The organism is Streptomyces sp. NBC_01241 (genome assembly GCF_041435435.1).
GTDB lineage: Bacteria > Actinomycetota > Actinomycetes > Streptomycetales > Streptomycetaceae > Streptomyces.
Genome location: NZ_CP108494.1, coordinates 2,671,650 through 2,684,971, shown reverse-complemented (window position 1 = coordinate 2,684,971; position 13,322 = coordinate 2,671,650). Strand labels below are relative to the sequence as shown.

The following is a 13,322-nucleotide window of genomic DNA, read 5'->3' as shown; positions in this document are numbered from 1 at the left end:
GGTGTCGTCAGTGGCGCCCAGCGAGAACAGACAGACAGAACGAGAACAGACAGAGCGCGAACAGGTCAGGAGCTGCACCGTGGGGCCCATTCCCTTGCAGCGGGACATCGTTCAACGTCCCGGCAACACCGTCGGCCATGCGGACGCACGGCCCGTCGCCCGTACGTCCCTGCCCGGAAACCTCCTCGCACCCTCCGCCGGCCGCCGGTTCGTCGAGGCGGCGCTCACCGAATGGAGCGGGCTCGGACTGCCGGCGGCCGTGGGCTTCAGCGAGCGGCTGGCCGACGACGCGGCGGTCGTCGTCAGCGAGCTGGTCACCAACGCGGTCGTGCACGCCGGGACCAACGTCGAGCTGCTGTGCCGGCTGGAGGAGGCCACCGAGGACGAGGCCGCGGCTCTGGTGTTGGAGGTCTCCGACCATCACCCGGCCCGCGCCGTGCGCAGCGAACGTCCGGAGGACGGCGACCCGGCCGACGCGGCGGAGAGCGGGGCCACCACCGGCTCCGCCGATCCCGCCGAGTACGGCCGTGGACTCCAGCTCGTCGGTACCCTGGCCGAGCGCTGGGGCATCACCTACCGCACCGGCCTCAAGACGGTCTGGGCCCGGCTCCCCGTCGACGACTGGAACCCGTTCCCCGAACCGTCCACCGAGCCCGGATTCCAGCAGGGACTGCGCGCCGCCGAACTGCTCGCCCCCAGCGCCCGGCGGGCCCTGCGCGACGGCGCGGACTGGGCGGGCCGCGGCGCTCTCTCGTTCCTCGCCGAGGCCTCGGACCTGCTCGCCGGCCAGCTCGACGAGGACATCGTGGCGGCGCTCGCCGGACAGTTACTGGTGCCCAGACTCGCCGACTGGTGCGCGATCTGGCTGGAACCCGAGAACGGCGGTCCCGCGGCAGTGCCCCGGCTCGCCAGCGTCTGGCACCGCGACGAGGCCGAGACCGGGCAGCTGCGTACGCTGCTGGAGCAGGACCCGATCCGGCTGCCCGAGCGGGTGGGCACCGGGCCCGTCTCGCTGCCCTGGCCCGGGGGAGAGGAGGACGGCGAGAAGGTCGACGAGCCCCCCGAGTCCGCTCTCGCCTACCGGATCACCTCGGGCGGCCGGACCCTCGGCGCCGTATTCCTCGGCCGCGAGGGCACCGCACGCGTCCCCGACGAAGTGACCGCCCTGATCGAGGACTTCGTACGTCGTGTCGGCCTCGCCGTCGGCGCCGCCCGCGCGTACACCCGGCAGGCCACCATCAGCCGCATCCTGCAACGCGCACTGCTGCCCGGCAAGGTCGCCGACATACCCGGCGTCACCAGCTCACTGGTGTACGAACCCAGTGACGACGGGGTCGTCGGCGGAGACTTCTACGACATCTTCCCGTGCCCCGGCGACCGCTGGTGCTTCGTTCTCGGCGACGTCCAGGGCAGCGGCCCCGAAGCCGCCGTCGTCACCGGTCTGGCCCGGCCCTGGCTGCGGCTGCTGGCCCGTGAGGGTTTCGGCGTCGGCGAGGTGCTGGACCGGCTCAACCGGCTGCTCCTGGACGATGCGATGGAGGCCGCCGAGGCGGCCGCGCTCATGGTGGCGGCGGCGGGCGGCCAGCAGACGGCGGACACCGGGCAGTCCCGCTTCCTCTCCCTGCTGTATGGGGAACTGGTGCCGCTGCCCGACGGCGGCGTGTGCTGCACCGTGGCCAGCGCCGGCCACCCGCTGCCCCTGCATCTGCGGCCCGACGGCTCGGTGCGCCCGGCCGCCGAGCCGCAGATGCTGCTCGGGATCTTCGACGACGTCGCGTACGAGAGCCAGAGCTTCGACCTGGCACCGGGCGACAGTCTGCTGTGCGTCACGGACGGCGTGACGGAGCGGCGCTCCGGGGCGCTGATGTTCGATGACGGGGACGGTCTGGCCCGTGCGCTGGCCGACTGCGCCGGGCTGTCGGCGGACGGGATCGCGGACCGCATCAAGCGGGCTGTGCACGAATTCGCCGAGCGGCCGCCCGACGACGATCTGGCGCTGCTGGTGCTGCAGGCGGGGTGAGGCCAGGAGGCCGGGGACGGGCGCCCGGCCTCACCCGGCCCGCGTCCGACGACGGACGGGCGGCCTTCGTGATCATGGACGTGTCCCGGGGTTCCCCGGCGGCGAGCGACAATGGGCGGTATGCCTTCCGTACTGCCCGATGGTGAACCCGTACCCGACGACGGGGCGCTGCCCCGCCATGCCCTGGAAGGCGCCGCCGACCGGCCGCTCGGCTTCTACCTGCATGTGCCCTACTGCGCGACCCGCTGCGGCTACTGCGACTTCAACACCTACACCGCCACCGAGCTGCGCGGCTCCGGCGGTGCGCTGGCCTCCCGGGACAACTACGCCGCCCATCTGATCGGCGAGGTCCGCCAGGCCCGCAAGATCCTCGGCGACGATCCGCGTCCGGTCCGTACGGTCTTCGTCGGCGGCGGCACGCCGACGCTGCTGGCCGCCGGGGACCTGGTACGGATGCTGGGCGCGATCCGTGCGGAGTTCGGGCTCGCGGACGATGCCGAGATCACCACCGAGGCCAACCCGGAATCCGTCGATCCGGCGTATCTGGCCGAGCTGCGCGAGGGCGGCTTCAACCGGGTCTCGTTCGGGATGCAGAGCGCGCGGCAGCACGTGCTGAAGATCCTGGACCGCACGCACACGCCGGGCCGGCCCGAGGCATGTGTCGCCGAGGCGCGGGAGGCGGGCTTCGAGCACGTCAACCTCGATCTGATCTACGGAACGCCCGGGGAGTCCGACGACGACTGGCGGGCCTCGCTGGACGCGGCGATCGGGGCGGGGCCGGACCACGTGTCGGCGTACGCGCTGATCGTCGAGGAGGGCACGCAGCTGGCCCGGCGGATCCGGCGCGGCGAGATCCCGATGACCGATGACGACGCCCACGCGGACCGGTACCTGATCGCGGACGAGGCGATGGCCGCGGCGGGCTTCTCCTGGTACGAGGTGTCGAACTGGTCCCGCACGCCCGAGGGACGGTGCCTGCACAACGAGCTGTACTGGCGGGGCGCCGACTGGTGGGGTGCCGGTCCCGGGGCGCACAGCCATGTCGGCGGGGTGCGCTGGTGGAACGTGAAGCATCCGGGGGCGTACGCGCAGGCGCTGGCCGAGGGGCGGTCGCCGGGGGCCGGGCGCGAGATCCTCTCCGCGGAGGACCGGCGGGTCGAGCGGATCCTGCTGGAGCTGCGGCTCGTGGACGGATGCCCGTTGTCGCTGCTGGCACCGGCGGGGCTGGCCGCGGCGGGCCGGGCGGTGGCGGACGGGCTGCTGGAGCCGGCGCCGTACGGGGAGGGGCGGGCGGTACTCACGTTGCGGGGACGGCTGTTGGCGGACGCGGTGGTGCGGGACCTGGTCGACTGAGGGGGCGGGCAGGCGGGGGCGCGGGTGCCCCCGCGCCCCCGCTCCTCAAACGCCGGAGGGGCTTGTGTCCGGCGCCGTCACGAAGTCGATCAGGTGTTCCACGGAGCCCAGCAGGGCCGGCTCCAGATCCCGGTACGAGCGCACCGTGGACAGGATCCGCTGCCAGGCCGCGCCCGTGTTCTCCTCCCAGCCCAGCGCGCGGCACACGCCCGTCTTCCAGTCCTGGCCGCGCGGGATCACCGGCCAGGCGTCGATCCCCACGGACGACGGCTTCACCGCCTCCCATACGTCGATGTAGGGATGGCCGACCACCAGCACGTTCGCGTCCGAGATCTGGTCCGCGATCCGGGACTCCTTGGAGCCGGGAACCAGGTGGTCGACCAGGACGCCCAGCCTGGCGTCCGGGCCGGGGGAGAATTCGCGCACGACAGCCGGGAGGTCGTCGATGCCCTCCAGGTATTCGACGACCACGCCCTCGACCCGCAGATCGTCGCCCCAGACCCGCTCGACCAGCTCCGCGTCGTGGCGGCCCTCCACATAGATCCGGCCCGCCCGCGCGACCCGGGCGCGCGCCCCGGGGACCGCGACCGAGCCCGAGGCCGTGCGCGCCGGGCGCACGGGCGCGGTGGCCGACGGCCGTACGAGCGTGACCACCCGGCCCTCCAGCAGGAAGCCGCGCGGTTCCATTGGGAACACCCGGTGCTTGCCGAAACGGTCCTCCAGGGTCACCGTCGGACCCTGGGCCGTCTTCTCGCAGCGGATCACCGCACCGCAGAATCCGGTGGAGACCTCCTCCACGACCAGATCGGGCTCGGCGGGGACCTCGGGAACGGGGGCGGACCTCTTCCACGGCGGGGTCAGGTCCGGCTGGTAACTGCGCATCGGAAGACGATAGGACGGGAACCGGTCACGACACGCCGAAGAGGGCGGCCAGCCGGTCCCGCTGCCCCCTGACGAACGCCGCGTCCACCACCGCCCCGTGCCCCGGCACGTACACCGCGTCCTCGCCCCCGAGTTCCAGCAGCCGGTCCAGCGCGGCCGGCCAGCGCGACGGGACCGCGTCCCGGCCCGCCTGCGGTTCGCCGGACTCCTCGACCAGGTCCCCGCAGAGCACCACCGTGGGGGAGCCGGGCACGAGCACGGCCAGGTCGTGGCCGCTGTGGGCGGGGCCCACGTTCGCCAGCAGCACCTGGCGGCCGCCCCCCAGATCGAGCGTCCACTCACCGCACACCTCGTGGTGCGGCGCCACCACGACACCGGTGGCCTCCGCCGCGTCGTGCTCGGACACCCCGTGGCGTACCGCGGAGGCGTACAGGGCGTCCGCCCCGGACGTCAGCAGGCCCGCCATGCCGACCGCCCCGTACACCTGGGCGCCGGAGAACGCCGCGGTGCCCAGCACATGGTCGAAATGAGGGTGGCTGAGTGCGATATGCGTCACCTTGCGGCCGAGCAGGGCCTGTGCCTGAGCCCGTACTTCGGCGCCTTCGCGGAGTGTCGATCCGGTGTCGTAGAGCAGCACTCCCTCCTCTCCGGCCACCAGTGCGACGGTCGCATCCCATCCGGGAAGGCGCCGACGGCCCATTCCGTGACCGAGTCGCTCCCAGCCGAACTCTTCCCAAGAGACATACATACAGCGACGCTATCGGCAACGACCTGCGCGGTCTCTCGGGGTAGCGTGCCGGTCGCCCTTGCTAGGCCCCCACTCGGCCGCCGTACACTGGCCGGGGGGTCGCTGGCACTCGCGACGACAGAGTGCCAGGCGGATTCCTGGGAATGAACCAGGAACGGCCCGAGAACCACGAGGAACACAGCTGGAGGTGTGCGCGATGCTCAGCGAACGCAGACTCGAAGTGCTGCGCGCCATCGTCCAGGACTATGTCGGCACCGAGGAGCCCGTGGGTTCCAAGGCGCTCACCGAGCGGCACAAGCTGGGGGTCTCCCCGGCCACCGTCCGCAACGACATGGCGGTGCTGGAGGACGAGGGCTTCATCGCCCAGCCCCACACCAGTGCGGGACGCATCCCGACGGACAAGGGCTACCGGCTCTTCGTCGACAAGCTCGCGGGCGTCAAGCCCCTCTCGTCGCCGGAACGCCGTGCCATTCACAACTTCCTCGACGGCGCGGTCGACCTCGACGACGTCGTGGGCCGTACCGTACGGCTGCTCGCGCAGCTGACCCGGCAGGTCGCCATCGTGCAGTACCCCTCGCTGACCCGGTCCACGGTGCGGCATGTGGAGCTGCTGTCGCTGGCGTCCGCCCGGCTGATGCTCGTGCTGATCACGGACACCGGCCGGGTCGAACAGCGCATGATCGACTGTCCCGCCCCGTTCGGTGAGACGTCGCTCGCCGATCTGCGGGCCCGGCTCAACAGCCGGGTCGTCGGGCGCCGCTTCGCGGATGTCCCGCAACTGGTGCAGGATCTGCCGGACTCATTCGAGAGCGAGGACCGGGGAACGGTCTCCACCGTGCTCTCCACCCTGCTCGAAACCCTCGTCGAGGAGACGGAGGAGCGGCTGATGATCGGCGGCACCTCCAACCTCACCCGCTTCGGGCACGACTTCCCTGTGATGATCCGGCCGGTGCTGGAGGCACTGGAGGAGCAGGTCGTGCTGCTGAAGCTGCTCGGCGAGGCCAAGGACTCGGGCATGACCGTACGAATCGGGCACGAGAACGCCCACGAGGGGCTCAACTCCACGTCCGTCGTCGCGGTCGGCTACGGTTCGGGCGACGAAGCAGTCGCCAAACTCGGCGTGGTCGGACCGACCCGCATGGACTACCCCGGAACGATGGGAGCGGTACGCGCAGTGGCACGTTACGTCGGACAGATCCTGGCGGAGTCGTAAGTGGCCACGGACTACTACGCCGTACTCGGCGTGCGCCGCGACGCATCTCAGGACGAGATCAAGAAGGCATTCCGGCGGCTCGCTCGCGAGCTGCATCCGGATGTGAACCCCGATCCGAAGACCCAGGAGCGGTTCAAGGAGATCAACGCCGCCTACGAGGTGTTGTCGGACGCGCAGAAGAAGCAGGTCTACGACCTCGGCGGCGACCCGCTGTCCGCCTCCGGCGGCGGTGGCGCCGGTGGATTCGGACAGGGTGGCTTCGGCAACTTCTCCGACATCATGGACGCGTTCTTCGGTACGTCGTCGCAGCGCGGGCCCCGTTCGCGCACCCGGCGCGGCCAGGACGCGATGATCCGGCTGGAGATCGATCTCGCCGAGGCCGCGTTCGGCACCACGAAGGACATCCAGGTCGACACGGCGGTTGTCTGTGCGACCTGCAACGGCGAGGGCGCCGCTCCCGGCACCTCCGCCCAGACCTGTGACATGTGCCGCGGCCGCGGTGAGGTCTCCCAGGTCACCCGGTCCTTCCTCGGCCAGGTCATGACCTCGCGGCCCTGCCCGCAGTGTCAGGGCTTCGGTACGGTCGTGCCGACGCCGTGCCCGGAGTGCGCCGGCGACGGCCGCATCCGGTCCAGGCGCACGCTCACCGTGAAGATCCCCGCCGGTGTCGACAACGGCACCCGCATCCAACTCGCGGGCGAGGGCGAGGTCGGCCCCGGCGGCGGCCCGGCCGGCGACCTGTACGTGGAGATCCACGAGCTGCCGCACTCGGTGTTCCAGCGCCGCGGCGACGATCTGCACTGCACGGTCACCATCCCGATGACGGCGGGCGCGCTCGGCACCAAGGTGCCGCTGGAGACGCTCGACGGCCTGGAGGAGGTCGACATCCGGCCCGGCACGCAGTCGGGCCAGTCGGTCCCGCTGCACGGCCGCGGCATCACGCATCTGCGGGGCGGCGGGCGCGGCGATCTCATCGTGCACGTCGAGGTCATGACCCCGACGAAGCTGGACCCGGAGCAGGAGCGACTGCTGCGGGACTTCGCGAAGCTGCGCGGCGAGGAGCGGCCCACCGGCCAGTTCCAGCCCGGGCAGCAGGGGCTGTTCTCCCGCCTGAAGGACGCCTTCAACGGCCGCTGACGGTCCCTGGGGATCGCCCGCGCGCCCGTCCTGCGTACGGTCCCTGAACGCCGTCCCTGAACGCCGGACGGGCTCGCTTGCCGAGCCGTCCGGCGTTCGAGGATAGATTTAAGGACAAAGAGGACCCGGGGCTGGGCACGCCGAGGTGAGCGGGACGTGACACGATGCGGTCATGTCATCCGTGTTGACCGATCTCTGCCGGTATCCGATCGTGCAGGCCCCGATGGCAGGGGGTGTCTCCTGTCCGGAGCTCGTCGCGGCCGTCGCCGAAGCGGGCGGTCTTGGTTTCCTCGCCGCCGGGTACAAGACGGCGGACGGCATGTACCACGAGATCAAGCAGCTGCGCGGGCTGACCGGTCAGCCCTTCGGCGTCAATCTCTTCATGCCGCAGCCCGCACTCGCCGATCCGAGCGCCGTCGAGGTGTACCGGCACCAACTCGCCGGTGAGGCCACCTGGTACGAGACGCCGCTCGGCGATCCGGACTCCGGCGGCGACGACAACTACGACGCCAAACTCGCGATCCTCCTGGAGGACCCGGTCCCGGCCGTCTCGTTCACCTTCGGCTGCCCGACCCGGGACACCCTCGACGCGTTCGCCGGGGTCGGCACGTACACCGTCGTGACGGTCACCACGCCCGAGGAGGCCCAGGCCGCCCAGTGGGCGGGCGCCGACGCGGTCTGCGTGCAGGGCATAGAGGCGGGCGGCCACCAGTCCACCCATCGCGACGACCCGCAGACCGACGGCACCGGGATCGGGGTCCTCTCCCTGGTGGCCCAGGTCCGCGAGACCGTACAGGTGCCGATCATCGCCGCCGGCGGGCTGATGCGCGGCTCCCAGATCACGGCGGTGCTCGCCGCGGGCGCGGCGGCGGCGCAGCTCGGCACGGCATTCCTCGTCTGCCCCGAGTCCGGGGCGAATCCGCTGCACAAACAGGCGCTGACCAACCCGCTGTTCGTACGGACCGCCCTGACCCGGGCCTTCTCCGGCCGCCCGGCCCGCGGCCTGGTCAACCGCTTCATGCGCGAGCACGGCCCGTACGCCCCCGCCGCCTACCCGCAGGTCCACTACCTGACCGCCGGTCTGCGCAAGGCGGCGGCCAAGGCCGGCGACGCCCAGGGCATGGCGCTGTGGGCGGGCCAGGGGCACCGGCTGGCCCGCGAGCTGCCCGCCGGCCGGCTGATCGAACTGCTCGTCGAGGAACTGGACGCCGCACGGACGGCCGTGAACACAGGGAGTACGCAGTGACCGCACCGGTCTTCGTCGTCGAACAGGTCCCGGGCGGGCCCGAGTTCGTCCTGGAAGGATCCGAGGGGCGGCACGCCGTATCGGTCAAGCGGCTGCGCGCCGGCGAGGACGTCGTACTGACGGATGGCCACGGCCGGTGGACGCAAGGGGTCGTCAGGGCCGCCGAGGGCAAGGACCGGCTCGTGGTCATGGACCTGGTGGAGGTCCGCGAGGAGCCGCGGCCCACGCCCCGTATCACCGTCGTCCAGGCCCTGCCCAAGGGTGACCGCGGCGAGCTCGCGGTCGAGACGATGACGGAGACCGGTGTCGACGCGATCGTGCCCTGGCAGGCCTCGCGCTGCATCACGCAGTGGAAGGGCGACCGTGGACTCAAGTCCCTCGCGAAATGGCGCAACACCGCCCGGGAGGCCGGTAAGCAGTCGCGCCGGGTGCGGTTTCCCGAGGTGGCGGACGCGATGACGACCAAGCAGGTTGCCGCGCTGCTGGCCACGGCGGACTTCGCCGCCGCCCTGCACGAGGACCGGGGACACGACAGCGAGCCGCTGGCCACCGTCCAACTCCCCACCCAGGGCGAGATCGTGCTGGTCGTCGGCCCCGAGGGTGGTGTGTCGCCGGACGAACTGGCGGTCTTCGCCGGGGCGGGCGCCCGCACCTGCCGGCTCGGAATGTCCGTCCTGCGCACCTCGACGGCGGGCACGGCGGCGACGGCACTGCTGCTGGGGCGCACCGGCCGCTGGTCGTAAGCCCTCTCTCGCGCTCCGGCGCCAACTCCGGTATGGCCGCAAGCCGTCTACCATTTCGTGGGGGAACGGTGAGAAGCTGCCCGTATGGGGACATCAAGGGCATGGGGTCGGAGAAGGGCCCGTCGTTTTCTGGCCGCGTTCACGCTCGCGGGCACGGCGGCCGCCGGTGTGGTGGCCTGTGAGCCCGTGGGCGGGCCGAACTCCGCATCCATCGCCGTGACCACCGACCGGACCGCCACCAGCGCCCTGGAGAGCCGCGGGGTCCATGTCCAGTGGCTCAACTGCACGGCCGATACCGGCGCGGGCCTGATCGGGGGCGCGTCGCCCGCCGCCTCCGCGCGCCGGACCGCGGACGTCGACTGCACCGGAAGGACCAAGGAAGGCAAGGACATCACGATCAACGGCAACGTGACCCAGGAGTTCGACGGGCGGTGCGTGCGGGGCGACCTGACCGCGAAGGTCGGCGGGACGGCAGTCTTCCGGGCAGCTGTGCTGGGCAACTGCGACGCCGCACCGTCGACCGGCGCGGCAAATCCGCCTCTGGGGGGCGGCAGCGGCACTGCACGGCCGACCGTCACCGTGACGGTCACGGTGACCGAATCGCCCCAGGGCAAATGAGCGTGGCGGGCACCGAACCACCCCGTGGACTCCGGCCAACTCGGTTCCGCGGAGCACGCCCGCGGCCTAGGGTGATCGGTGTGACGCAGCCTGCCTACCTCAGATACCCCCATGTCCAGGGCGATTTGATCGCCTTCACCGCCGAGGACGATGTCTGGCTGGCGCCGCTGGACGGCGGCCGAGCCTGGCGCGTCAGCGCCGACAACCGACCTGTCACCAACCCGCGGATATCGCCCGACGGAACCCGCATCGCCTGGACATCCACCCGGGACGGGGCGCCCGAAGTGCACGTCGCGCCGGTCGACGGCGGCCGCTCCGAGCGGCTCACGTACTGGGGCGACGCGCGGACCTCCGTACGTGGCTGGACGCCCGAGGGCGACGTACTCGTCATCAGCACCCAGGGGCAGGTATCACTGCGGCGCAGCTGGGCCAGGGCCGTCCCGGTCGACGGCGGGCCCGCGCGGACCCTGCCGTACGGGCCGGTCGGCTCCCTCGCGTACGGGCCGGGCGGACGGATCCTGCTGCTCTCGGCCACCATGGGGCGCGAGGCCGCCGCCTGGAAACGCTACCGGGGTGGCACCGCGGGCAAGCTGTGGATCGCGGTGGAGGGCGTGGCCGACGGCCCGGCGGAGTTCGTCCGGCTCCACGAGGACCTCGACGGGAACATCGAATGCCCGATGTGGGTCGGTGACCGCGTGGCGTTCCTCTCCGACCACGAGGGGGCCGGCGCGCTCTACTCCTCGCTCCCCGACGGCTCGGACCTGCGCCGTCACACCGAGGCCGACGGCTTCTACGCCCGCCACGCGAGCACCGACGGCACCCGCGTCTGTTACGCATCGGCCGGTGAGCTCTGGCTGCTGGACGACCTCGAAGGCACCGCGCCCCGCCGCCTCGACATCCGGCTCGGCGGCCAGCGCGCCGACCTCCAGCCCCATCCCGTGCACGCCGACAGCCACCTCGATGCCGCGTCCCCGGACCGCACGGGCCGCGGCAGCGCGGTCGGGACGCGCGGCGCCGTCCACTGGGTCACCCACCGCGAGGGCCCGGCCCGCGCGCTCGCCGTCGAACCGGGGGTGCGGGCGCGCATGCCGCGCGCCTTCCAGGCCGACGGCGACCAGCACGTCGTCTGGGTCACCGACGCCGAGGGCGACGACGCCCTGGAGTGCGCACCCGCCACCGGCACCGCACCGGGCTCCGTGCCGCGCCGCCTCGCCGCGGGCCGCATCGGCAGGGTCCTCGGCCTCGCCGCGGCCCCGGACGGCAGCCGGTTCGCCGTCGCCACGCACGACGGGCGGGTGCTGATCGTCGAGCGGGAGAGCGGCGAGGTCCACGAGGTGGACCGCAGCGAACACGGCGACGCCTCCGGCCTCGTCTTCTCGCCCGACTCCTCCTGGCTCGCCTGGTCGCATCCCGGGCCCGAGCCACTCAGGCAGCTCAAGCTCGCCCACGTCGCCGACCTGTCGGTCGCCGAGGCCACCCCGCTGCGCTTCCGGGACTTCTCCCCGGCGTTCACCACCGACGGCAAGCACCTCGCGTTCCTCTCCGAGCGGTCCTTCGACCCGGTCTACGACGCCCACGTCTTCGACCTGGCGTTCATCGGCGCCTGCCGTCCGCATCTGCTGACGCTCGCCGCCACCACGCCCTCCCCGTTCGGACCGCAGCGCCACGGCCGCCCGACCGAGAAGGAGAAGAGCGGCGACGGCGAGGACAACCCGACCGCGCTGCCCGTCACCCGCATCGACCTCGAAGGGCTCGCCGACCGGATCGTGCCGCTGCCCGTCGAGGCCGCCAGCTACTCCACGCTGCGCGCCGCGAAGGACGGACTGCTGTGGCTGAACCACCCGGTGACCGGAGTGCTCGGCACGAGCGGCGCCACGCCGGACGCCCGTCGGCCCGAGACCGTCCTCGAACGGTACGACCTGGAGAAGCTGCGCTGCGAGGAACTCACCTCCGACGTCAGCGGGTTCGAGGTCAGCGGCGACGGGCGGCGGATCGCCCTGCGGACCCGGGGCAAGCTGCGCGTCGTATCGTCCGACAGCCGCGTCCCGGCCGGTGACGACGACCACGACGGCGGCAGCGACAGCAGCGTCACCGTCGACCTCTCCAGGATCCGCCGGACCCTCGAACCGGCCGCCGAGTGGCGGCAGATGTACGACGAGGCCGGGCGCATCATGCGGGACAACTTCTGGCGCCCCGACATGGGCGGCACCGACTGGGACGGCGTCCTGGACCGCTACCGGCCGGTGCTGGAGCGCGTCGCCACCCACGACGACCTGATGGACCTGCTGTGGGAGGTGCAGGGCGAGCTCGGCACCTCCCACGCCTATGTGACCCCGCCCGGCGGCTGGCGCGACGACTCCGCCCGGCAGGGTCTGCTCGGCGCGGACATCTCCCGTACGGACGAGGGGCGTTGGCGCATCGACCGCATCCTGCCGTCCGAGACCTCCGACCCGGCGGCCCGCTCGCCGCTCGCCGCACCCGGCGTGGCGGTGCGCGTCGGCGACGCGATCCTCGCCGTAGACGGGCACCCGGTCGACCCGCTGGCCGGGCCCGGACCGCTGCTCACCGGCTCCGCCGGGAAACCGGTCGAGCTGACCGTCTCACCGGTGGACGGCGGCGACCCGCGCCATGTCGTCGTCGTACCGGTCGCCGACGAGGAGGCGCTGCGCTACCACGCGTGGGTCGCCGACCGGCGGGCCTATGTCCACGAGCACTCCGGAGGCCGCCTCGGCTACCTCCACGTTCCCGACATGGTCGGCTCCGGCTGGGCGCAGCTCCACCGCGATCTGCGGCTCGAAGTGGCCCACGAGGGGCTCGTCGTGGACGTCCGGGAGAACCGCGGCGGCCACACCTCGCAGCTGATCGTGGAGAAGCTCGCCCGGCGCATCGTCGGCTGGGACATGCCGCGCGGCATGCAGCCCTACAGCTACCCGGACGATGCACCGCGCGGCCCGGTGGTGGCCGTCGCCAACGAGTTCTCCGGCTCGGACGGCGACATCGTGAACGCCGCGATCAAGGCGCTGCGCATCGGCCCGGTGGTCGGCACGCGCACCTGGGGCGGCGTCATCGGCATCGACAGCCGCTACCGGCTCGTGGACGGGACGCTGGTCACCCAGCCCAAGTACGCGTTCTGGCTCGAGGGTTACGGCTGGGGCGTGGAGAACCACGGGGTCGATCCCGACGTCGAGGTCGTGATGGCGCCGCAGGACCATGCGGCGGGGCGCGATCCGCAGCTGGACGAGGCGATCCGGATCGCACTCGCTTCGCTGGCGCAGACCCCGGCGAAGCGGGCGCCGGAGCGGCCGGGGGCGTAAGGGGGCGTGCGGGGCGGGGTGGGGGTGCGGGTCGCCTTGCGGCGGGCC

The 13,322-nt window shown here is 72.4% G+C and carries 10 protein-coding genes; 8 read left to right on the top strand and 2 right to left on the bottom strand.

Annotation, left to right across the window (positions count from 1 at the left end; all coding sequences use genetic code 11):
* Positions 1-94: 94 nt before the first annotated feature.
* Positions 95-2,020, top strand: coding sequence for an ATP-binding SpoIIE family protein phosphatase (locus tag OG306_RS11730; protein WP_266907720.1), 1,926 nt, complete (start codon positions 95-97; stop codon positions 2,018-2,020).
* Between the two features lie 111 nt (positions 2,021-2,131).
* Complete coding sequence (hemW, locus tag OG306_RS11725) at positions 2,132-3,373, top strand: radical SAM family heme chaperone HemW (RefSeq protein WP_266746136.1); 1,242 nt, start codon at positions 2,132-2,134, stop codon at positions 3,371-3,373.
* A gap of 45 nt (positions 3,374-3,418) precedes the next feature.
* Here hemW and OG306_RS11720 read toward each other — a convergent pair whose 3' ends face one another.
* A complete protein-coding gene (locus tag OG306_RS11720; RefSeq protein ID WP_266746135.1) occupies positions 3,419-4,255 on the bottom strand; it encodes a DUF3097 domain-containing protein in 837 nt (278 codons plus the stop codon).
* Between the two features lie 25 nt (positions 4,256-4,280).
* The gene (locus tag OG306_RS11715) at positions 4,281-5,003 is read right to left on the bottom strand and encodes an MBL fold metallo-hydrolase (RefSeq protein WP_266906767.1); all 723 of its coding nucleotides are present in this window, start codon (positions 5,001-5,003) and stop codon (positions 4,281-4,283) included.
* Between the two features lie 196 nt (positions 5,004-5,199).
* On the opposite strand from OG306_RS11715, the gene hrcA reads away from it, so the two are divergent.
* The 6 genes from hrcA to OG306_RS11685 all read left to right on the top strand — a co-directional run bounded on the left by hrcA (position 5,200) and on the right by OG306_RS11685 (position 13,274).
* A complete protein-coding gene (hrcA, locus tag OG306_RS11710) occupies positions 5,200-6,216 on the top strand; it encodes a heat-inducible transcriptional repressor HrcA (protein ID WP_266746133.1) in 1,017 nt (338 codons plus the stop codon).
* The gene (gene dnaJ / locus OG306_RS11705) at positions 6,217-7,353 is read left to right on the top strand and encodes a molecular chaperone DnaJ (RefSeq protein WP_266746132.1); all 1,137 of its coding nucleotides are present in this window, start codon (positions 6,217-6,219) and stop codon (positions 7,351-7,353) included.
* Positions 7,354-7,525: 172 nt separating this feature from the next.
* Entirely contained in the window at positions 7,526-8,599 is a 1,074-nt protein-coding gene (locus tag OG306_RS11700; protein ID WP_327259314.1) for a nitronate monooxygenase, read from the top strand.
* Positions 8,596-9,342, top strand: a complete 747-nt coding sequence (locus tag OG306_RS11695; protein WP_371665267.1) for a 16S rRNA (uracil(1498)-N(3))-methyltransferase — start codon at positions 8,596-8,598, stop codon at positions 9,340-9,342. The genes OG306_RS11700 and OG306_RS11695 overlap by 4 nt, the downstream gene beginning before the upstream one ends.
* A gap of 84 nt (positions 9,343-9,426) precedes the next feature.
* Entirely contained in the window at positions 9,427-9,960 is a 534-nt protein-coding gene (locus tag OG306_RS11690; RefSeq protein ID WP_266746129.1) for a hypothetical protein, read from the top strand.
* An 80-nt stretch (positions 9,961-10,040) separates the two neighbouring features.
* Positions 10,041-13,274: a S41 family peptidase gene (locus OG306_RS11685; RefSeq protein ID WP_266746128.1), complete on the top strand. Its 3,234-nt coding sequence runs from the start codon at positions 10,041-10,043 to the stop codon at positions 13,272-13,274.
* The last annotated feature ends 48 nt before the right edge of the window (positions 13,275-13,322 follow it).